At 49.8% G+C, this 21338-nt stretch carries 15 protein-coding genes, 1 tRNA gene and 5 pseudogenes; 12 read left to right on the forward strand and 9 right to left on the reverse strand.

The window, feature by feature from the left end:
• Positions 1-37 precede the first annotated feature (37 nt).
• Positions 38-1027: a restriction endonuclease gene (locus tag BV494_RS19710; protein WP_501207389.1), complete on the forward strand. Its 990-nt coding sequence runs from the start codon at positions 38-40 to the stop codon at positions 1025-1027.
• 381 nt (positions 1028-1408) lie between these two features.
• Positions 1409-2088 (forward strand): annotated as a pseudogene (locus BV494_RS19715) (tyrosine-type recombinase/integrase); the annotation flags it as partial.
• 17 nt (positions 2089-2105) lie between these two features.
• Here the strand turns inward: BV494_RS19715 and BV494_RS19720 are convergent.
• A pseudogene (locus BV494_RS19720) lies at positions 2106-3216 on the reverse strand (IS3 family transposase).
• A 74-nt stretch (positions 3217-3290) separates the two neighbouring features.
• Here BV494_RS19720 and BV494_RS19725 point away from each other — a divergent pair.
• Positions 3291-3443: pseudogene (locus BV494_RS19725) on the forward strand (integrase); the annotation flags it as partial.
• Positions 3444-3680: 237 nt separating this feature from the next.
• Complete coding sequence (locus BV494_RS19730) at positions 3681-4721, forward strand: DUF4917 family protein (protein ID WP_104924360.1); 1041 nt, start codon at positions 3681-3683, stop codon at positions 4719-4721.
• A 544-nt stretch (positions 4722-5265) separates the two neighbouring features.
• Here BV494_RS19730 and BV494_RS19740 read toward each other — a convergent pair.
• Positions 5266-5640, reverse strand: coding sequence for a hypothetical protein (locus BV494_RS19740; RefSeq protein WP_192938038.1), 375 nt, complete (start codon positions 5638-5640; stop codon positions 5266-5268).
• A gap of 187 nt (positions 5641-5827) precedes the next feature.
• Between BV494_RS19740 and BV494_RS19745 the strand changes: the two genes are divergently transcribed.
• On the forward strand, positions 5828-6739 hold the full coding sequence (locus tag BV494_RS19745; RefSeq protein WP_104924363.1) for an alpha/beta hydrolase: 912 nt from the start codon (positions 5828-5830) through the stop codon (positions 6737-6739).
• 214 nt (positions 6740-6953) lie between these two features.
• On the opposite strand, the gene malG is transcribed toward BV494_RS19745, so the two are convergent.
• From malG to malE, 3 genes are all read right to left on the reverse strand, one after another.
• Positions 6954-7844, reverse strand: coding sequence for a maltose ABC transporter permease MalG (gene malG / locus BV494_RS19750; protein ID WP_104924364.1), 891 nt, complete (start codon positions 7842-7844; stop codon positions 6954-6956).
• Between the two features lie 13 nt (positions 7845-7857).
• Positions 7858-9417: a maltose ABC transporter permease MalF gene (gene malF / locus BV494_RS19755; protein WP_104924365.1), complete on the reverse strand. Its 1560-nt coding sequence runs from the start codon at positions 9415-9417 to the stop codon at positions 7858-7860.
• Between the two features lie 67 nt (positions 9418-9484).
• Positions 9485-10684 carry a maltose/maltodextrin ABC transporter substrate-binding protein MalE gene (malE, locus tag BV494_RS19760; RefSeq protein ID WP_104924366.1) on the reverse strand — a complete coding sequence of 400 codons (1200 nt, stop codon included), beginning with the start codon at positions 10682-10684 and terminating at the stop codon, positions 9485-9487.
• 376 nt (positions 10685-11060) lie between these two features.
• On the opposite strand from malE, the gene malK reads away from it, so the two are divergent.
• The 6 genes from malK to gdhA all read left to right on the forward strand — a co-directional run bounded on the left by malK (position 11061) and on the right by gdhA (position 17621).
• Positions 11061-12170: a maltose/maltodextrin ABC transporter ATP-binding protein MalK gene (gene malK / locus BV494_RS19765; protein WP_104924367.1), complete on the forward strand. Its 1110-nt coding sequence runs from the start codon at positions 11061-11063 to the stop codon at positions 12168-12170.
• Positions 12171-12196: 26 nt separating this feature from the next.
• Positions 12197-13495 carry a maltoporin gene (locus BV494_RS19770; protein WP_192938039.1) on the forward strand — a complete coding sequence of 433 codons (1299 nt, stop codon included), beginning with the start codon at positions 12197-12199 and terminating at the stop codon, positions 13493-13495.
• 239 nt (positions 13496-13734) lie between these two features.
• Complete coding sequence (gene malM / locus BV494_RS19775) at positions 13735-14634, forward strand: maltose operon protein MalM (RefSeq protein WP_104924369.1); 900 nt, start codon at positions 13735-13737, stop codon at positions 14632-14634.
• Positions 14635-14767: 133 nt separating this feature from the next.
• On the forward strand, positions 14768-15466 hold the full coding sequence (locus BV494_RS19780; RefSeq protein ID WP_104924370.1) for an acid phosphatase: 699 nt from the start codon (positions 14768-14770) through the stop codon (positions 15464-15466).
• A 175-nt stretch (positions 15467-15641) separates the two neighbouring features.
• The gene (locus BV494_RS19785; protein WP_104924371.1) at positions 15642-16127 is read left to right on the forward strand and encodes a methylated-DNA--[protein]-cysteine S-methyltransferase; all 486 of its coding nucleotides are present in this window, start codon (positions 15642-15644) and stop codon (positions 16125-16127) included.
• Positions 16128-16277: 150 nt separating this feature from the next.
• Positions 16278-17621, forward strand: coding sequence for an NADP-specific glutamate dehydrogenase (gene gdhA / locus BV494_RS19790; RefSeq protein ID WP_104924372.1), 1344 nt, complete (start codon positions 16278-16280; stop codon positions 17619-17621).
• 54 nt (positions 17622-17675) lie between these two features.
• On the opposite strand, the gene BV494_RS19795 is transcribed toward gdhA, so the two are convergent.
• A complete protein-coding gene (locus tag BV494_RS19795) occupies positions 17676-18998 on the reverse strand; it encodes an IS4 family transposase (RefSeq protein ID WP_104921321.1) in 1323 nt (440 codons plus the stop codon).
• 121 nt (positions 18999-19119) lie between these two features.
• Positions 19120-19365, reverse strand: a pseudogene (locus BV494_RS19800) (TonB-dependent siderophore receptor); the annotation flags it as partial.
• Positions 19366-19843: 478 nt separating this feature from the next.
• Between BV494_RS19800 and BV494_RS19805 the strand changes: the two are divergent.
• Positions 19844-20368 carry a hypothetical protein gene (locus BV494_RS19805; protein WP_192938040.1) on the forward strand — a complete coding sequence of 175 codons (525 nt, stop codon included), beginning with the start codon at positions 19844-19846 and terminating at the stop codon, positions 20366-20368.
• 147 nt (positions 20369-20515) lie between these two features.
• On the opposite strand, the pseudogene BV494_RS19810 reads toward BV494_RS19805, so the two are convergent.
• Positions 20516-20955, reverse strand: a pseudogene (locus BV494_RS19810) (transposase); the annotation flags it as partial.
• Positions 20956-21147: 192 nt separating this feature from the next.
• Positions 21148-21224 (reverse strand) — tRNA-Ile (locus BV494_RS19815).
• Between the last annotated feature and the right edge of the window lie 114 nt (positions 21225-21338).

The following is a 21338-nucleotide window of genomic DNA, read 5'->3' on the forward strand; positions in this document are numbered from 1 at the left end:
TCTTCTTGAAGGGACGGGTATGAGTAACAGAATGTGGATGATTCGCGGCGATGGTGGCAAGCTCTATGATGACTTTCGCGATAGACAAATCGTAGGTATTGGTTGGCCGCAGCTTGCTCCTTTGGTTAAACCTGGTCTGTCCCGAGCGCAACTACTCGCGTTATATCAGGAAGCCGATCCGTTAACAAAGCTGGGGACTGCCCGTTCTGGCGCATCGCAAGTCTGGCGTTTTGTGAATGAGATTCAGAAGGATGACTGGGTAATTACTTATTCCCCTGCGAACCGTACTTACCTATTAGGTAAAGTCATATCTGACTTCCAGTACCATCCTGAATGGGTTGAAGAAGGGATGGGGATTGCTCGTCAGGTAAAATGGAACGGTGAAGAAATTGACCGTGACAGATTGTCTGCTGCTACCAAAAATACATTGGGCTCCACGTTAACTGTTTTCCAACTTCCTGAGTATGCATTAGAAGAGCTTTTACTGGATAAGAAACCCGCCATTGACGTTGTTACTCAGAATCCAACCACAATGGATGAAGATGAAGCTATTTCTGATCCACTCCGTGATATAGAAACGCAGGCGCGTGAAGGTATCAAAGATAGAGTCAATGCACTCGATCCGAAGGAAATGGAGCATCTTGTTGCTGGCGTTTTACGCAGTATGGGATATAAAACGCAGGTCTCTCCTGTGGGGCCTGATCGTGGGAAAGATATTATCGCTTCACCTGATGGTTTTGGGTTTGAGAATCCACGTATTGTCGTTGAAGTAAAACATCGTAAAGGACAGATGGGGAGTCAGCAGATTCGCAGCTTCATTGGTGGTCGCCATAAAGACGATCGTGGGCTTTACGTCAGTACAGGTGGGTTTACCAAGGATTCTCGTTATGAGGCCGATCGTTCGACAATACCTCTGACTCTCTGGACGCTTGACGACCTTGTTCGGACGCTTATTGAGAACTACGAGCAAGTTGATATTGAGACCAAACTTTTGGTTCCTCTTAAGAAAACATTCTTACCTGCTTAGCCCTTGTCTTGGCTGCCATATTGGTGTTGTACTGATATGGCTTTGTACCCGCTGGCAGTGTCTGATTTTTGTACGGATTTTTGTTTGCGGGTACAAGTGCGGGTACAAGTACCAAGTGCTATAAATAAAAAATATTGATATCAGTAAGTTGACTTGTTTATGCGAGTCCGGCCTTCGCACCAACAGTATGTAAATAGACCTCAACTGAGGTCTTTTTTTATGTCTAAAATCCAGTCTCTGCAAGGCTTTGCCCCGCTTTTCAGTCAACCGACGTCAATCTGAGTTACCCCACATCAACATGCTTGTGAGTATAGAACCGAGTATATATGCTGGTTCGATAATGCTTATATACTCACGGCAGCATATGGAAGGAATACCATCATGGCCCTGACTGATACCAAGGTGCGTTCGGCAAAACCAGAAGAAAAGGAATACTCGCTAGTAGACGGCGATGGCATGTTTTTGCTGATACATCCTAACGGCTCCAAATACTGGCGTTTCCGCTTTCGCTTTGGCGGTAAGCAACACCTGATGGCCTTTGGCGTTTACCCAGAGACATCTCTGGCTGATGTCAGACATAAAAGAGAAGCTGCCAGAAAACTGGTTGCGGCAGGCATCGATCCCCGTGAACAAAAGCGTGCAGTAAAAGAAGAGTTGGCTAAAGAAGTCTTCACCTTTGAAGTGGTTGCCAGAGAATGGCATGCGACTAACAAGAAGTGGTCAAAAGATCATAGCTCCCGAGTTTTGAAAACCCTGGAGGACAACCTCTTCCCCTCTATCGGTAAATGCAATATTGCCGAACTTAAAACCCGCGATTTGCTGGCATCTATCAAAGCGGTTTGACCGATTATAATCCCGCCCAGGAAATGGCAGGAGCTGTCGCTACAGCAAAAAGGCCACATCGTCCCGCTTTAGAACTTAGCCGTACTCCTGAGCTACTTCACCGTATCGACACCTACACTGGCAGACCGCTCACTCGTTTGGCAATAGAGATGACATTGCTTGTCTTTATCCGCTCAAGTGAGCTGCGTTTCGCCCGTTGGTCGGAGATCGATTTCGAGATGTAAGTATCCCAGCTTTAGTTCCACGCACTTTTTGAGATTTCCCGGTTCTCAGCCATCAGCCGGTACTCTTCCGGCGTCAGGTTTTTAAGGGATTCATGAGGACGCTCACTGTTGTATTCATTCAGCTAGCGTTCCGTTATTTCCCGTGCTTCATTCAGCGTTCTGAACAGATAAAAATCCAGTATTTCGGTCCGGTACGTTCGGTTAAACCGCTCTATAAAGGCGTTCTGTGTCGGCTTACCCGGCTTGATAAATTCCAGCATCACGCCATGCTCTCCGGCCCATTGCGCCAGAGCCAGTGATATCAGTTCCGGTCCGTTATCCATCCGCATCTTCAGCGGATATCCACGGTTTGCCACTATCCTGTCCAGCACCCGGACGACACGCTGCGCCGGGATATTCAGGTCAATTTCGATAGCCAGTGCTTCACGGTTAAAATCATCAACGACGTTGAAAGTCCGAAAACGTCGGCCACATGTCAGCGCATCGTGCATAAAATCAATCGACCAGCTTTGGTTGAGTGCTTCCGGCGTTGCCAGCGGAGCCGGATTGCGCACCGGAAGGCGTTGTTTACCCTTGCGACGAAAATTCAGTTTTAGCAGACAGTAAATCCGGTGTACACGCTTGTGGTTCCAGACGTGGCCTTGCCTGCGAAGCACATGAAAAAGCTTCTTAAATCCGTAGCGGGGTAGCGTTCAGCCGCCTCAGTCAGCCTCTGGATCACCGCTTCATCACGTCGTGTATCCGGTTGATAACGAAACACCGTCCTGCTCAGCGATAACGTCCTGCATGCTTGGCGTATGCTCATCGTAAACCGCGTGGTCAGATAGCTAACGAGCTCACGCTTTATCGCTGGTTTTAAAGCTTTTTTTCGATGACGTCTTTCAGCGCCCGGCATTCCAGACTCAGATCAGCGAACATCTGCTTCAGACGACGATTCTCGTCTTCAAGATCTTTGATCTTTTTGATATCAGCGGCTTCCATCCCGCCATATTTCGCCTTCCAGTTGTAGTAGCTGGCTTCGGAAATAGCGGCCTCGCGACACACATCTTTGAAGGTCCTGCCGGCTTCGACTGATTTCAGGACGGCGATGATCTGGTGCTCGGTGAATCGGATTTTACGCATAGCGATCTCCTCAGGGGACATGATCAGTATGTCGGAAGATCTCTAAAAGTGAATGGGCCGTTTTGAGGTGATACTTACACCATCAGGAGCGTAACTCTGTGCGTGCTTCTTACATTCATAACGCAGAGCACTTGGATGAACGCAGGCTAATGCTGCAGTGCTGGGCTGATTTATTGGATGCTAATTGGCTGAAAGGGGTTAGTCCGTTTGATTTTGGTAAGAAATAGTTATCCAATATGCCTAGACAACTTTGATAAGTTTTTAGGCATTTCTTTTAGTTATCTTGAAATTATATGTTTTTAGATTTAATCAGATGAGTGCGGTTTTTTAAGGGAGTTTAGCTTCTGTAACTGTGACGTAGTTTACAGATGTTTATTAACTTTTATTTTAATATCAATGCAAATAGTAAGGATTTTTTTGGTTTGTTTAAATACGCATATTAATTTAATGGAAGATTAAAAGTTATGCAACTGATGACCTTCGAAGAAGTAATTACTTATCTACATAAAAAATCAAGGCCATACTCTCTACTCATGGGGAACGGCTTTAGTATGGCTTACGATAGAGAGATATTTTCATATAATGCACTTTATGATTTTTTGACTTCAAGAGATGATTTGTTAATTAATAAATTATTTAATGTTATTAAAACAAAAAATTTTGAACTTGTTATGCAACAACTTGATACCACGTTAGCCTTATTGGAGGCGTTTGGTTCAGATGGTGAGTTACAGCAGGATATTATTCTAGCGAGTAAAAAATTAAAAGATGGATTGTTGACTTCTATACATCAACTCCATCCTGAACACGTCTATAAAATACCCGAAAAGAAAGCGATAGCATGTGCTGAGTTTTTAACTTTATTTCTGAATAGTGGAGGCCATGTTTTTTCTACTAATTATGACATGTTGCTGTATTGGGTTATGATGCGACAACATATTGAAAATTCTATTGATGGATTTGGACGGGAAATAGATAATATTGATGAAGTTATTCAAGGAGGAATAGCTGAGTACTCTGGCCTTGTTTGGGGTCCGAATGTAGTTAAACAAAATGTGCACTATTTACATGGAGCATTACACATTTTTGATACAGGCGTTGATATTGAGAAAGAGCAGTATGATCAGAGCAATTTTCTAATAGAAAAGATCAAAAAAAGACTTGAGAGAGAGAATTATCCAATATTTGTAACAGCCGGTAATGGAGATGAGAAGCTTAGTCATATTAGACATAACAGATACTTATCACATTGTTTTGATTTACTATCAGAATTAGATGGTTCTTTAGTTACCTTTGGATTCAATTTCGGAGAGTATGATGAGCATATTATTGAGGCAATAAACAAAGCAACGCATGCGCAGAATAAAACCCCTCCAAAGCTATGGGGTATTTACATTGGTGTCTATTCTGAAGCTGATGCTGAGCACATACTATCAATACAATCTAAATTTCATGCGAAGGTGAAATTATTTGATGCTAAAACTGCTAATGTCTGGGGGAATTAAAAATAATAATTAGATTAATGAAAGCAAGGAGTGAATATACTCCTTGGCTCTATAGTTTAGCTAGGCCACGACACTTATAAAGAAATTACAAACATCGAAGCGTTTAATTTATTAGGAGGTAGGCCAGCCCCCTGATTTACTTTAAAAAATTCCTGATCAACTTCTATTAAGAACCTGTTGATGCTGTTTATAAAGCTTTAGGATGAGCTAGTGTAAAATCAGACTACATAAAGTAGCTATAAAGTCTCGCTTAAATTTCCGAGGCTTCGGATTTAATTTCGAGTGCTAACTCAGTCAGTGCGATCATCCGGTCATATCGCATTATTAGTTGATAGAAAAATATTGAGATGAAGGTTAGTCCTATATACCCGTAAGCGATAGCGGATACCCAATTATAAGTACCTGGGATTTTGATTAATGTTGCTATTGTAGCCACGACGCCAGGAAGAATACCGAACTTATCAATAGGTCCGATCATAAGTGTCATTCGTTTTTCCAGGCATGTTCTTTCATGCTTGACCTCTAAAATTCCTAGTCGCAATTCTTAATTTTTCAATTTAGTGAGGTATGGGAGATATTTTCCATCTATAAAAAACTCAGATTTTATATTGAGATCAACTGAATCACGAAAAGGCAGAGAAAAAGATCTCTTTATTTTTGCTCGATGTGAGTATATTTTATATGCATTCATGACAGGAAGAGTGATATAAGCTAGTAGAAGTAGAACTATACTCGATAATTCAATCCAATCATTTTTAGTTATATGATAGATAAAAGCTAGTGTTACAGAAATGGCAACTAACACAATACACAAAAGCAGGATAAATACGTCAGAGTCATGTTTTTCTTTTTTCACTCTCTTTCTTTTTTCTTCAATCTCAATTAATTTTAATATATTAAGGTATTTGGTGCTCATCATTATATCCTTCTGTTTTTTAAAATAACCGAGATATTCTATCTTATTCGTTTTATTTTTGCACAATGCATCGATATATATAATTTATTTTCAGGTTGGGGTTGATCATTAGTTATAGTAGCTTCAAGCTATTTCCTCTTTGGTCCAGCAGCATTACACTCCTAACCCCCCACACTCAGGAAGAACCCCCATGTCTCTGGAACCCGAAATCGCCTCCCTCGTTAGTGATTTTATCGCCGCAGGTCGTCCGTCATCACGCAGTCAGACTTATGAGTCGCGTCGTGCCGGCTATGTTGCCAGCACGGTTTTGGCGGGGGATATCGAACAGCGCGTCAATATTGAAGATGTGGTTATCGATGGCATTTCTTTGCGCGTAGTGTCGCCTTTAAATGCGGATCAAATACTGCCTGCGGTGATCTATTTTCATGGCGGCTGTTTTGTGAGTGGTGGTTTTACGACGCATGATAATCAGCTGCGTCAACTTGCCTTTTTCAGCGGTTGTCGGGTGATTGCGGTGCAATACCGTCTGGCACCTGAGCATGCTTATCCGGCAGCGCACGATGATGCGGAACGTGCTGCAAATCTGATCCGGGAATATGCCGGGAGGTTGGGTGTTGATCTCCGCCGCATTGCTTTTGCGGGGGACAGCGCGGGCGCACATATTGCTCTGATAACAGCGCTTCGCCTGCGCGATGCGGGCCAGTGGTTGCCTCAGCAATTGGTTCTGATTTACCCGATGATTGACGCCACTGCGTCATCTGCCAGCCATCAGCGTAATGGTTTTGATTACGTCCTCACCAGCGACACGTTGCTCAGCGGTTTTGAAGCTTATTATCCTGACACAGATTTTATGCATCCCGAAGTCAGCCCGTTGTGGCGTGATGATTTCTCCGGGCTGCCGCCGGTGCATATCATTACAGCCGAATACGATCCGTTATGCGATGAAGGTGAAATGTTGTTTACCCGCCTGACGGAGCAGGGCGTCAGCTGCACAGCGCAGCGTTATCCGGGCGTTATCCACGGTTTTTTCCAGCTTGGCGGAATCAGCCAGACTGCGCGTAATGCCATGCGCGATATCGCAACCCGCCTCAGCACCCTGTAAGTCATCGTAATTCTCAAATAAAAAAAAGCGGCCTATTAAGCCGCTGAAGACACAGGGAAATCAAACCCTCCTTCATACTTCGAATTGCAGATGCGTTGGCTGCACTCGCTCACCCGAATCACTGACTTATTGTCAGCTCATCGGGATTCACTTACTTGCCGCCTTTCTGCACCTCGAATTATTTTGGAGGTAAGCGCATTAGATTTTAAATCCGTTAACCTTTCACACCGCCTGCCGTCAGGCCGCCGACCAGCCAGCGTTGGGCTATCAGGAACACTGCCGTAATCGGGATTGCCGACAGGATTGCGGCAGCCGCGAAGTCGCCCCACAGGTAGTTTTGCGGGTTGAGATATTGCTGCATACCCACCGCCAGGGTGTAGCTGTTCACGTCACGCAGTAACAGCGATGCCACCGGCACTTCGGTAATCGCGGCGATGAACGACAGAATAAAGACCACCGCCAGAATCGGGACGGACAGCGGCAAAAGCACCAGCCGGAAGGCCTGCCACGGGCTGGCACCGTCGAGCGCGGCGGCTTCTTCCAGCGAGCCGTCGATGGTTTCGAAATACCCTTTGATGGTCCAGACGTGCAACGCGATGCCGCCCATGTACGCAAAAATGACGCCGCCGTGGGTGTTCAGCCCGAGGAACGGCACGTAAATGCCGAGGCGGTCGAAGAGGGCGTATAACGCCACCAGCGACAACACCGCCGGGAACATCTGGAAAATCAGCATCCCTTTAAGCAGCGAGCTTTTGCCACGGAATTTCATGCGGGCAAAGGCGTAGGCGCACGTCGTGGAAAGCGCCACGATCCCCACCGCAGTGATCCCGGCGATCTTGATCGAGTTCCACAACCACAGCATGACCGGGAACGGTGGCGGCGTAATGCTGCCGTCGCTGTTGGTGACTGCAATTCCCAGCGCCAGTTTCCAGTGATCCCACGAGACCTGATCGGGGATCAGGCTGCCCGTCGCGAAATTACCTGGCCGCAGGGAGATGGCGAATACCATCAGCAGCGGGAACAGGATCAGCGCCAGAAAGAACAGCAGCAAAAGGTGCGTCACCAGTAATCTGACTTTTTGCGACTTAGGTTTAACCATTGGCATTTTGTGTTTCTCCTCAGTCGAATTTCATGCGTGAAGCTTTCAGGTTCACGATAGCCAGCGCGCCAACCAGCAGGAAGATCAGCGTGGCAATCGCCGCCGCCAGCCCGAAGTCCTGTCCGCCGCCGCCTTCGAAGGCGATGCGGTAGGTGTAACTGACCAGCAAATCGGTATGTCCGGCTGGTGTGGTGGTGCCGAGCATGTCCGGGCCGCCGTTGGTCAGCAGCTGGATCAGCACGAAGTTATTAAAGTTAAACGCGAAGCTGGCGATCATCAGCGGCGTCAGCGGTTTGATCAGCAGCGGCAGCGTGATGCGAAAGAAGTTCTGCATCGGCGTTGCACCGTCCATGGCGGACGCTTCGTAGAGATCGTCGGGAATGGCTTTCAGCAGGCCCATGCACAGGATCATCATGTACGGATAACCCAGCCAGGTGTTGACGATAATGATCATGCTTTTGGCGGTCATCGGATCGCTGAACCACGCCGGTTTGATGCCAAACAGGGCGCTCAGCATCAGGTTGATTTCCCCGAAGCTCTGGTTGAATAACCCTTTGAAAATCAGTATCGAGATAAACGCCGGCACCGCATACGGCAGGATCAGCAGGATGCGGTACGCCGCTTTGCCTTTCAGTTCTTCCCACTGTACGACGCAGGCCAGCACCATGCCGACGGCCACGGTCAGCACCACGGTCAGCAGCGCGAAAACAATCGTCCAGACGAAAATGGACAGGAAGGGTTTTTGAATGCCGTCGTCGTGCAGAACGCGCAGGAAGTTACCCCAGCCGATCCCCACGGTAAATCCGGGGCTGAGTTTTTCAGCCTGCCATTCGCCCTGAGCGTTCACGGCCTGATAGAAACCGGTGTCCATGTTCGGGCGGTAAATCGTGCCGGTCTGGACGTTGGTCAGCTGTTTATGGTCTTCGCCCGGCTTGTATAAAGGCTGCGTGCCGGAGAACTGGCGCAGGGAACTCATGCGCAGGATCTCGCCGTCAGGCAATTTTGCGGATAACTGGCCGAGCGCCAGACGATTTTGCGTCACCACGCGCAGCCCGGCCTTATCAGCCGATGGCGGGGTTTGCGGCAGCATTTCCAGCGTTTTGGGTGCGGACGCATCGAAAGCAAAAGGCGGCGAAACCAGCGTTTCGCTGTCATCGGCTGACGTCAGCGCCAGTTGCCATTTGTCACCGGCCGGCTCTTTACCCGCAGGGAATAGGGCAAAATTGAGCGCTTTTCCGCCCTGAAAATCGCGTCCCATCAGAACGGATTGCGCACGTTCGAACGTCAGCTGGTTGGTGCTGCTGTAGTTGGTGAAGGCAATCGCGATGGTACAAATCAGCGGAAACAGGACAAACAGCCCCATTCCGGCAAGACCGGGGTAAACGTAGCGCCATGAATATGCGTGACGGTTACCGTAAATGTATAAGCCGAGGCTGGACAAAATCAGCGTCAGAACGGCAAAAAGGTATTCACCCTGCGCATACATCAGCACGATCAGATAACCGCTAAAGCAGGCGAGCAGGCTGATCACCAGCCATTTTAACGCAGTGCTGAACGGCCGTTTTTTTCGAGCATTCATAGGGAAATCCTTTTATTCACGGCGCGGAACCCGTGAGTTCCGCGCCGGTGTTTGCCTTGAAAAGTGCTTACTTGGTAATGCGCGTTTCGACGTCTTTCAGCGCCTGTGGAACGGTCTGACGGCCATTAACTGCATTGATGATGGCGCTACGTTCTGCGTACCAGAAGGCGCTCATCTGCGGAATGTTTGGCATGATTTCGCCGTTTTTGGAGTTCGCCATGGTGGCCGCAATGCGCGGGTCTTTTTCCAGTTGCTCCTGATAGGTTTTCAGCGCCACAGCACCCAGCGGTTTGTCTTTATTGACCAGAGCCAGGCCGTCGTTGGTGATCAGGTAGTTTTCCAGGAACTCTTTCGCCAGTTCTTTGTTCGGGCTGGCGGCGTTGATCCCGGCAGTCAGCACGCCGACGAACGGTTTAGACGGTTTGCCATGGAAAGTTGGCAGCAGCGTCACGCCGTAATTGATTTTGCTCTTGTCGAGGTTTGACCACGCCCACGGGCCGTCGATGGTCATCGCGGTCTGGCCTTTGTTGAATGCGGCTTCGGCAATGGAATAGTCGGTGTCGGCGTTGATGTGTTTGTTTTTCACCAGATCGATAATGAATTGCAGACCGGCCTGTGAACCTGCGTTGTTTACGCCGGTGTCTTTGATGTTGTATTTGCCGTTTTCATACTTGAACGCGTAACCGCCGTCAGCGGCAATGATTGGCCAGGTGAAGTACGGTTCCTGCAAGTTCCACATGATGGCGCTCTTGCCTTTGGCGCGCAGCGCTGTGTCCAGCGCCGGGATTTCTTCCCAGGTTTTTGGCGCTTCTTTGATGATGTCTTTGTTGTAAATCAGCGACAGCGCTTCAACCGCAACCGGGTAGCCGATCAGCTTGCCGTTAAAGGTCACGGCGTCCCAGGTGAACGGGAACAGCTTGTCTTTGAACGTCTGGTCCGGGCTGATTTCCGCCAGCAGGCCCGATTGTGCGTAGCCGCCAAAACGGTCGTGCGCCCAGAAGATGATGTCAGGGCCGCCGCCGGTCGCCGCGACTTGCGGGTATTTCTCTTCCAGTTTGTCCGGATGTTCGACCGTGACTTTAATACCGGTGTCTTTTTCAAACTTCTTACCGACTTCCGCCAGGCCGTTATAGCCTTTGTCACCGTTGATCCAGATGACCAGCTTTCCTTCTTCTATTTTGGCAAAAGCGGAAGATGACAGCACCAGAGTAGCCAGCGCCGAAAGTGCCAGTGTGTGTTTCACGATCTTCTTAATGCTGAGGGTCATAATCCAGTCCTTTTATTCCTGTTAGGAGTCGGTTTGCTTCCCGTCTTAGACGGAAAAGGCAGGGTACGACGCCAGTGTGGATTTAACCCGTCAGGGCTTCATCATCCCCCCTTCTACGCCCCCGACCCTCAGAATGTGATCCCGCCGACACTCTCAGGCGTTATGTGGCTTATCACTCAAAAAAATGGTTCGGTTTTTGCCATTCAGATCACGAATTTGATTTTTGGCGTGAACTTTCATCCGGTTGCATGAATGGGTCATCCTCCCTGCTCCTCCCCCATGAAAAACTTTGTTACGGATGATTACGCTTAACCGCTAATCCTTCACTCTTCGTTGCATTGAGTTTTCCCGCTGGCAGCAAGTACAGGAGTTCAGGATGGCGAGCGTTTCCCTTAACAGCGTGTACAAAGCCTTTGGCGAAACCGTGATTTCCAGCGACATCAATCTGGAAATCGAAGAGGGCGAGTTTGTGGTGTTTGTCGGGCCGTCCGGCTGCGGTAAATCGACGCTGCTGCGCATGATTGCCGGTCTGGAAGACATCACCTCCGGCGAACTGAAAATTGGCGACAAACGCATGAACGAAGTGCCGCCCGCAGAACGCGGTATTGGCATGGTGTTCCAGTCTTATGCGCTGTATCCGCATTTGTCCGTCGCTGAAAACATGTCTTTCGGCCTGAAACTGGCGGGCGCGAAAAAAGCCGAAATTAACCAGCGGGTGAATCAGGTCTCCGAAGTGTTGCAACTGGCGCACCTGCTCGACCGTCGCCCGAAAGCGCTTTCCGGCGGGCAACGTCAGCGCGTGGCGATTGGCCGAACGCTGGTGGCAGAACCGACGGTTTTTCTGCTCGATGAACCGCTTTCAAACTTAGATGCCGCGCTGCGTGTGCAGATGCGTATCGAGATTTCCCGTCTTCATAAGCGCCTGAAACGCACCATGATTTACGTGACCCACGATCAGGTCGAAGCGATGACGCTGGCCGACAAAATCGTGGTGCTTGACGCCGGACATATCGCGCAGGTCGGTAAGCCGCTTGAGCTGTATCACTATCCCGCTAACCGCTTTGTCGCCGGGTTTATCGGCTCTCCGAAAATGAATTTCCTGCCGGTGAAAGTCACCGGTGCCGAACCTGCGCGCGTGCAGGTCGAATTGCCCAACCGCCAGCAAGTCTGGCTGCCGGTGGAAGGCACCGACGTCAAAGTCGGCAGCAACCTTTCGCTGGGGATCCGCCCTGAACACCTTCTGCCAAGCGACGTCGCTGAAGTGACGCTTTCCGGCGAAGTGCAGGTGGTTGAGCAACTGGGTAACGAAACACAGATCCACATCCAAATTCCGGCAATTCGTCAGAACCTGGTGTACCGCCAGAACGACGTGGTGCTGGTAGAAGAAGGTGCAACATTCGCCATCGGTTTGCCGCCACACCGCTGCCATCTGTTCCGCGAGGACGGAACTGCATGTCGCCGGTTACACCCCGAACCTGGTGTTTGAAAGCACGCGATCCCCTACAGGAGAAAATGATGATTACAATGCGTAGTTCTTCCCTGGCGCTGGCAGTGGCTGCTGGCATCCTTTCTACACAAGCAATGGCCGTTGATTTTACAGGTTATGCCCGTTCGGGTATTGGCTGGACCGGCAGCGGTGGCGAGCAACAGTGTTTCAAAGCGACAGGCGCAGACAGCAAATACCGTCTCGGTAACGAATGTGAGACGTACGCAGAGTTAAAACTGGGCCAGGAAGTCTGGAAAGAAGGGGACAAAAGCTTCTACTTCGACACCAACGTGGCGTATTCCGTATCCCAACAGAACGACTGGGAGTCAACCGATCCGGCTTTCCGCGAAGCAAACGTGAAGGGTAAGAACCTGATCGAATGGCTGCCGGGCTCCACCATCTGGGCCGGTAAGCGTTTCTACCAACGTCATGATGTCCACATGATCGACTTCTATTACTGGGATATTTCAGGTCCGGGTGCGGGTCTGGAAGATGTTGATCTGGGCTTCGGTAAATTGTCTCTGGCCGCGACCCGTAACACCGAAAGCGGTGGCTCTTACGGTTATATCGCTGATCAGCGTAATGAAGTACCGACCTCCAACGACGTGTTCGACGTTCGTCTGGCCGGTCTGCAAACTAACCCTGGCGGCGTGCTGGAACTGGGTGTGGATTACGGTCGTGCCAATGCGCGTGACGGTTATTCTTTCGCTGATAATGCGACCAAAGACGGTTTCCTGTTAACGGCTGAACACACGCAAAGCATTTACAACGGCTACAACAAATTTGTACTGCAATATGCGTCTGACTCCATGACCGATCCGGGCCAAGGGGCAGCAAACGGCCACTCCAACGGTGCAGCCATCGACAACAACGGCAGCATGATCCGCGTTCTCGACCACGGTGCCATCGACTTCAACGATACCTGGAGCCTGATGTATGTGGCGATGTATCAAGACGTTGACCGCGACAACAACAACGGTACGACCTGGTACACCGTGGGTGTGCGCCCGATGTACAAATGGACGCCAATCATGAGTACCTTGCTGGAAGTCGGCTACGACAACGTGAAATCTCAGCGTACCGGCGACCGCAACGGCCAGTACAAAGTCACCCTGGCGCAACAGTGGCAGGCTGGCGACAGCATCTGGTCACGTCCGGCCATCCGCGTCTTCGCCACTTACGCGAACTGGGATGAAAAATGGGGTTATGACACCGACAGCGGCTCAAACAATGGCTTAGCGATGAATGACACCAGCACAAGAACCTTCAGCCGCGGCAACGACGATGAAGTGACATTCGGTGCTCAAATGGAAATCTGGTGGTAAACCTCGTCATCCTTCGTGCCACTGGTGCGTTGGCTGCGCATCCTCGCCCCGGTCACGTAGTTGGCTACGCTCCCGGGGACTTGGAGGCTTGCCGCCTTCCTGTGACACGAATGATTTAGAGGTTCGGCTCCTCATTGCATAAACGAAAGCTTTAAAAAAATCGCAGTAAAGAAGATGTGCTGGCTGGCGGATTATCGGTGATGACCGCCAGCTTCAGGGTGATTTCAAAGGAAACGATAATGAAAAAAAATCTGCTGTCACTGTGTCTGTCGCTAAGCCTGATAGCTGCTGCCCCTGCGGTCGGGCACGCTGCGCAAAATGATGCCAATACGGCACCGGCGATTTCCAGCCAGACCTTACGCAACCTTTCATGGACGCCGCTGGTTCCGCCAGTGACGCAGGATGTCACGCTCGGCACGTCCAGCGTACAGATTAATCAGGGTGAAATTCAGGGCGCTGTGGGCGCGTTTGCGCTGCCTGCCGATCGCGGTTCGCTTGAAATCACGCTGACCAGTATTGCCACCGGCAAAACCCTTTATGCGCCGAACGTCTTAGTGCTCGATGAGCAGATGCGTCCGGCGGCGTTTTACCCTTCCAGCTATTTCCCGTACCAGAAGCCGGGAATTGTCTCCAGCGATCGTCTGGAAGGCACGCTGAAACTGACGCCAGCCTTGGGTCAGAAACAAATTTACCTGCTGGTTTACACCACGCGTCAGGATCTGGCCGGCACCACTCAGATGACTAACCCGGCGAAGGCCTATGCGGCGGGCGTAGGTAACGCCGTGCCAGATATCCCGGACCCGATTGCGCGCCATACCCCGACCGGCACGCTGAGCATCAAAGTGACCGCCGAACAGCGAACCGGTAACGTGATGATTGGTCAGATCTTCCCGTCTTCCGCACCGGCGGCAACAACGCCAGTGGTCGTCGGCAATACACAGCCAGCCGCCGCGCCCGCTGTAACGCCTGCGAAGCCAAACGAGCCGATGCTCAGTGATTCTGAAAGCTACTTCAACGACGCGATTAAGAAAGCCGTGAAAGCCGGTGACGTTGATAAAGCCCTGAAACTGCTGGATGAAGCCGAACGTCTGGGCTCGAAAACCGCCCGTAAAACCTTTATCGAAAGCGTTAAACGGTAAGCACCTTTTACGCCTTTTCTGCCGTGGAAAGGGCGTAAATCCGTGCCGTCGTCTTTAAGGAATTTTGCTGTCATTTACCCGTCATATTCCTTCTCTATTCTCCTGATATTCAAAAAATATCAGGAGTTTTACCGTGCGTAAGTCACTTGTCGCTTTACTGCTTTTCACTCTGGGTTCGACGTTTGTTGTTCAGGCCGCTGACGAAGCGAAGCCGTTCATCACTTCAGAACAGCTTGATCTGACGAAGTATTTGCCTGCGCCGCCGGCCGATGATTCCGCTCAGACCAAAGCCGAACTGAAAGAATTGCTGGAGATTCAGGCGACCCGTACGCCGGAACAGGAAAAAGCGGCGATTGCCGATGCCGAAGAAAACGTCTGGCGTTATTCCGATGTGATGGGCCCTGATTTTACGGCGAAAAAACTGCCAAAAACCGCCGCGTTGTTTGAGCGCGTCGTCGCGACAGAAGACATGGTGGACGATCACGCCAAGAAAGCGTTTAACCGTCCGCGCCCGTATATGCTGGATGAGCAGATTCATCCGCTGCTGAAAAAATCCAAATCCGGTTCATGGCCTTCCGGGCACTCCACCATCGGTTACCTGATGGCGACCGTGCTGGGCGAAATGGTGCCGGAAAAACGTAATGCGCTGTTCACCCGCGCCGCGGGTTATGCGGAAAATCGCCTGGTGGCAGGTTTCCATTACCGTTCTGATACCGTGATGAGCCGTACCGGTGCGGCGCTGATTGCGCAGAGAATGGCTGAAGAGCCTGAATTTAAAGCTGAATTTGATGCCGCGAAAGCCGAGCTGCGCGCACAGATGGGCCTGAAATAACCGCTTTTCTCCCCTGCAATATTCCTACCCCTGAAGCGTTACATTCAATAATGTAACGCTTTCATTTTACGACGATTCTCTGGAAGACATCCCGCAAATCCCTGTTTTGCTCCTTGGTCTGTTTCGCGCCTTTCCGGTAAAGTGGTCTGCGCATAACAGGCTGAGGAAAGCACAAATGGAATACAGATTTAAGCGGGTAGATTCACCGGTCGGGTTACTCACGCTGGCGGCAAAAGGCGACAAGCTGACGGCTATCTTGTGGGAATGCGAAATCGATGGCCGGGTGAAACTGGGCGAAATGGTAGAAGACCCGACGTTTCCCATCTTGCTGAAAACCGAACACCAGCTGAATGAATATTTTGCAGGCAAGCGCACCCGCTTTGAGCTGGATCTTGACTTCACCGGCACCGAGTTTCAGAAAGAAGTCTGGGCCGCGCTGCTGGAAATTCCGTTTGGCGAAACGCGAAGCTACGGCGATATCGCCCGACGCATCGGCCGACCGAAAGCCGTCCGCGCCGTGGGGGCCGCCAATGGCCGCAATCCGATTTCCATTGTCGCACCGTGTCATCGCGTGATTGGCGCGTCCGGAAAGCTCACCGGCTTTGCGGGCGGGCTGGAAAATAAAGCGCTGCTGCTCAAACTGGAAGGCCGCAAATCCTGAGGGGATCCTTACTGAATTTTAACGAACAGAAAGGGCGAAAAATTGCTTGATGTCCGTTCGTAAGTCGATGCATAGTCAAAAAATAAGCAGTAAATAATTAAGCAGCAAATAACAAAGACAACATCACTTACGAAACGGAGTTTTACCCTCATGGATCAAATTCAATCCCTCGAACAGTTCTTATCCTCAGTTCAGCAACGCGACCCGCATCAGGTCGAATTTTCTCAGGCCGTTCGTGAAGTCATGACCACGCTATGGCCCTTTCTCGAACAAAACCCGCAATACCGTCGTTCTTCTTTATTAGAACGTCTGGTGGAGCCGGAGCGCGTGATTCAGTTCCGCATTGCGTGGGTCGATGACAAGAACCAGGTGCAGGTAAACCGCGGCTGGCGCGTGCAGTTCAGCTCGGCCATCGGCCCGTATAAAGGCGGTATGCGTTTCCATCCGTCGGTTAATTTGTCGATTCTGAAATTCCTCGGTTTCGAACAAACCTTTAAAAATGCGCTGACGACGCTGCCAATGGGCGGCGGGAAGGGCGGCAGTGATTTCAATCCGAAAGGCAAAAGCGAAGGCGAAATCATGCGTTTCTGTCAGGCGCTGATGCTGGAACTTTACCGCCATCTGGGGCCGGATACGGACGTCCCGGCGGGCGATATCGGCGTCGGCGGGCGTGAAGTCGGTTATATGGCGGGGATGATGAAAAAACTCTCCAACAACACCGCGAGCGTGTTCACCGGTAAAGGCCTGTCGTTTGGCGGCAGCCTGATCCGCCCGGAAGCCACCGGTTATGGTCTGATTTATTTCACCGAGTCTATGCTCAAACGTCACGGGCTGGATTTCGAAGGCATGCGCGTGGCGGTGTCCGGCTCCGGCAACGTGGCGCAATACGCGATTGAAAAAGCCATGTCGCTGGGCGCGCGCGTGATTACGGCGTCGGATTCAAACGGCACCGTGGTCGACGAAGCCGGTTTCACGCCGGAAAAACTGGCGCTGCTGACAGAAATCAAAGCCAGCCGCGATGGCCGTGTCTCTGATTACGCGCAAAAATTGGGGCTGACGTATCTCGAAGGCCAGCAACCGTGGAACGTGCCGGTGGATATCGCGCTGCCGTGCGCCACCCAAAATGAGCTGGGCGTGGAAGCGGCCCGCGTGCTGATCACCAACGGCGTAAAAGCCGTGGCTGAAGGCGCGAATATGCCGACGACCATTGAAGCCACCGATCTGTTTGTTGACGCAGGCGTACTGTTCGCGCCGGGCAAAGCGGCCAATGCCGGTGGTGTGGCGACGTCCGGGCTGGAGATGGCACAGAATGCCGCACGCCTGAGCTGGAAAGCCGAAGAAGTGGATGCGCGCTTACGTCACATCATGCTCGATATTCATCAGTCGTGCGTGGAGTACGGTGGTGAAGGCAAACAAACGCAATATGTGCGCGGTGCCAATATCGCCGGTTTCGTGAAAGTTGCAGATGCCATGCAGGCGCAGGGCGTGCTGTAACCCGAACGACCGTTGTTCAAAGAAGAAGCCACCTTTGCGGGTAATGCCGCTCGCTTAAGAACGAGCGGCTTTCTTTTTAGTTGGATACTTTGCAGGGCGAGCCAGTACTTCTCTTGGATAAGCTGGCCTTTTGCGTTTTTCAGGTAAGATTAATCGCTTACCTGACTCTCGTAAGTCTCTTAGTTTTCTAGGTATTGTTCCCGGCGTTCGCCCTGAACACCACAAAAATTCCTCTTGTATCAGCCGCAATGCATTTATGAAGCTTATGCGCAAAGGGTGGACATTGAAGTCATCAGCCATTCGCCTCATTTCCAATCGAACGAGATTGTAACTAATTAATATTCCCCAAATTTCCTGGTAGATCCCCGCCGGTTTTTGGCTTCTTAAGATATTTGTATTTCCCAACTGACTGCATTTTAGCTCGCTGTAACCTTGTTCTATTTCCCATCTTTCCCAGTACACTTGAATGATGTCTTCGAAAGGATATTTTTCAGGGTCTTTCATTGATGTAATGAATTCTTTTATCTCTCCAGAAGGTTTTATTATCAATACCTTACGAGCCAACCATGTGTGGGGAAGATGCGGGAACTGTTTTCTGGCCTGCGGAGAAACCGGCATTTCAATAAGCTGATCGTATTCAGAATACTGCTCGATAACTTTGTGCCTCATTTTACTTTTCACCGGTGTTAGCCAGTGTGTATTCGCTCCTGCGCCTTCCCAGGAAAGTAAAAGTTCTGCGGAAAAGTAAGCCCGGTCAAAGAGGGTCAGTGAGTTTTCCTGAACGGAGCTAACCAACTGTTGTGCATAATATATTTCGCTGTTCTTTACCGGCCCAAATGCAACATCAGTGATCAAATGACTGCGCGCAGACATAAGCGCAACGAGTAAAACCGAAGGGAATGAGTTACTACCGGAAGCAAAACCAAAGGATTTATTCTCAGGAGTATCCGGGGCTCTGAATTGGGTTCCGTCGACGCTGAATACTTTGAGGCCACATACAAATTTTTCCGTATCTTCTTTGTCCCACTGCTCAGAGGTGGAATAGAAAAGATGTCGAAGGGGCTCGAACCCCAGGCGCTGCCTGGCTTTGACCAGACTACTCGTTGCCATGGGCGAGAAATTACCGTGGCTGTCAGGAAAGGCTAAATCGAGTTTATCGCAGACATCAGAAATAGAACGGTTACGCATCAAAGCAATTCCAAGGACAAGCCAGACGACCTGTTCAGCGGGAAATCTTCGTCTGCGAACAGTCGCTCTGCCGGTTTGACTGAGAGCTTGTTCAATCCATTCGAGAGGAATATTTTTTTGAAAAGAATCAATAGATTCAGGGTAGTTAAATGCGGCGGCAACCTGAAGTTGTTCGGAAAGTAGGCTCATAAGGTGTCTGGCTCAAACGATGTTTGAGCCAGATTGTCGCCTAACTGCAGGATCGTTCAAGTTCTCTTAAACGATCAGCATTACCTTTGCGGGTGGCTTTTTTGCAGTTCAGAGGCTGGGCTTAGAAGTGCGTATTCAGGCTCATATAGAAAGTCTGGCCCGGCTCGTTGTAGGTCGCTGCACCCGCGCCATACATATAGGCGTTGGTGGTGGCGTTACCTACGGTTTGGGTATTACCCGCGCGGAACTGGCGCTTGTCGAACACGTTATCAATTCCGGCGGTTACGCTGACATTTTTAGTCGCCACGTAGGTGCCGCTCAGTCCAACCACCTAATACGGGCTGACTTCATTCTTCTCACTTCCGGTTTCCGGCCTTATCGGCGAAGATGCGGCGATGGTGTTTATCTCATAACACAGGTACAGGTTGGTTTAGGTCAATTTTACCTACCTGTACCAGCTGCAAGCCGCGCCAGCATTGGGTTAAACGCAAAGTGGTACAGGTGGTACAGCAAAAGACACAAAACCAGGAATGAAATGACGATAGTTGCATATAGCCCATCTGGTAGATTACAGAGGTCATGGAACCGCAACCGGATTATTGTCCAGATAGCGACACCCATATGCGTTAAAATATTCAGTGAGAAAAGCCTGCTGCCCTGAAAAGTAAAGGCTACTCAGTTATTTTTCGATATATCTGCGGTGCAATCTTTAATGCAAGATAGTTAGGGCTAACTTAAAGAGTCCTTCGACCACCATTTTAGGGATGAATCGTCATATGAAAATAGTTCGGTGCACGGTTGTTACTGCCATATTCTCTGTGTTGTTGTCGGGGTGTGTGTCTTCGATGAAAAGTGCTGATCTCAATAAATACAAAGGTGCTACGCCAGACAAGTTACTTTCTGAGCAATGGTACGTCACCTCCCTAAATCCCCGGCTATTCGTTTTTGAAACAGCGCTGTTTGAAGAAGACCAGGTCAGGAAAATGGCTGATGATTTATCGGGGCTATGTAAAGCAAGTGGAGGGATGACGACTTATAGTTCGCTGTCACAGAATGCTATACATGAAACAAGAGAAGCAATATTAGAAAGTCATTCACGTGACAAGGTCAGGCCAACCGATCATGGACATACTATTTACGATGCGGCGGCGGCCGAACAATACTTTGGTCATAATATGAGTGATTTCAACTCGAATCGGTTTGTTGATGTGTCCATGAAAAATTACATTCAAAAAAGTTACTTCGGTCGTTTGGACTGTTCTGTAAAACAGGGTCCTTCATGGCGTGTTGACATTGTACCCGGAGATGTTTTTACCGACAGCTCAGAAGTGGTGAGTTTGCCGATATTTGTATTAACAAGAAATCAGTAACCTCATCCTGGCTACTCGCAACAGATGTTAACAGGTCTTGCTAAAGCTGCTTGCTGATGTTGAAGTAAAGCGGTCGGGGTTACTTATGCGCACAACAATGATAACCGGTAAAAGGAGTGAGGTATTTACGGCAGGTAGGGTGCTACAGCGAAATATCGGTGAGCCGATATCAAAAACATAACGAGTTGGCGATGATCCCTTACGACAACTGTGATAGAGGTATACCGTGCGACTCTGCATCATTAAGCGGCAACCACGACGCAGCCCGATACGATAGGCGTCCAGCAGGTAAGTCACCGCTTCACCCTTCTGAATGGGCCTCAGAACTTTTTTCGAATGACATCCTGGAGCATTTCCTTATCCAGACTGAGGTCCGCCACCAGACGCTTAAGCCGTTGGTTTTCGTCCTCAAGCTGCCGCAAACGGCGCAGTTCTGTTACGGGCATCCCGCCAAATTTTTTCTTCCAGTTATAAAAAGTGGCTTCAGAAATACCCATCTTTCTGCACATTTCCTCCACCCGAGTGCCGGTTTCGGCCTGTTTAAGGGAAAATGCTATCTGTTTTTCGGTATAACGGGTCTTTTTCATGGTTTATATGCCTCTCAGTGAGATGAAAGAAAGACCGGATACTTCAGTTTAGACTGGCACTGTTTTCAGGGAGAAGAGCAGTCGTGGCACTTAGTTTTTCGCTGGGGGGACAAAAAGGGGGCATTGACTTCGCTTAACAAAAAAGCCACTTCTTGCGAAGTGGCTTAATCGTTTGAATCTGAAACTAAAATTTGGTGGCCCTTGCTGGACTTGAACCAGCGACCAAGCGATTATGAGTCGCGTGCTCTAACCAACTGAGCTAAAGGGCCGAGGTGCGGGATTATACGGTAAATCTTGGTTACAGGTCTATATGTGTTCGGTTTGTATGCGCGTTTTGTGCACAGTTCTAGTATGTTGTGTTCGCAGACTTTTTTACCGATAAC

This window comes from Rahnella sikkimica (assembly GCF_002951615.1).
Taxonomy (GTDB): Bacteria; Pseudomonadota; Gammaproteobacteria; order Enterobacterales; family Enterobacteriaceae; genus Rahnella; species Rahnella sikkimica.

Excerpts from the sequence above, each read along its gene's own strand:
- BV494_RS19710 (WP_501207389.1), top strand. The coding sequence starts at position 38 with ATGATTCGCGGCGATGGTGGCAAGCTCTATGATGACTTTCGCGATAGA.
- BV494_RS19730 (WP_104924360.1), top strand. The coding sequence starts at position 3,681 with ATGCAACTGATGACCTTCGAAGAAGTAATTACTTATCTACATAAAAAA.
- BV494_RS19740 (WP_192938038.1), bottom strand. The coding sequence starts at position 5,640 with ATGATGAGCACCAAATACCTTAATATATTAAAATTAATTGAGATTGAA.
- BV494_RS19745 (WP_104924363.1), top strand. The coding sequence starts at position 5,828 with ATGTCTCTGGAACCCGAAATCGCCTCCCTCGTTAGTGATTTTATCGCC.
- malG (WP_104924364.1), bottom strand. The coding sequence starts at position 7,844 with ATGCCAATGGTTAAACCTAAGTCGCAAAAAGTCAGATTACTGGTGACG.
- malF (WP_104924365.1), bottom strand. The coding sequence starts at position 9,417 with ATGAATGCTCGAAAAAAACGGCCGTTCAGCACTGCGTTAAAATGGCTG.
- malE (WP_104924366.1), bottom strand. The coding sequence starts at position 10,684 with ATGACCCTCAGCATTAAGAAGATCGTGAAACACACACTGGCACTTTCG.
- malK (WP_104924367.1), top strand. The coding sequence starts at position 11,061 with ATGGCGAGCGTTTCCCTTAACAGCGTGTACAAAGCCTTTGGCGAAACC.
- BV494_RS19770 (WP_192938039.1), top strand. The coding sequence starts at position 12,197 with ATGATGATTACAATGCGTAGTTCTTCCCTGGCGCTGGCAGTGGCTGCT.
- malM (WP_104924369.1), top strand. The coding sequence starts at position 13,735 with ATGAAAAAAAATCTGCTGTCACTGTGTCTGTCGCTAAGCCTGATAGCT.
- BV494_RS19785 (WP_104924371.1), top strand. The coding sequence starts at position 15,642 with ATGGAATACAGATTTAAGCGGGTAGATTCACCGGTCGGGTTACTCACG.
- gdhA (WP_104924372.1), top strand. The coding sequence starts at position 16,278 with ATGGATCAAATTCAATCCCTCGAACAGTTCTTATCCTCAGTTCAGCAA.
- BV494_RS19795 (WP_104921321.1), bottom strand. The coding sequence starts at position 18,998 with ATGAGCCTACTTTCCGAACAACTTCAGGTTGCCGCCGCATTTAACTAC.
- BV494_RS19805 (WP_192938040.1), top strand. The coding sequence starts at position 19,844 with ATGAAAAGTGCTGATCTCAATAAATACAAAGGTGCTACGCCAGACAAG.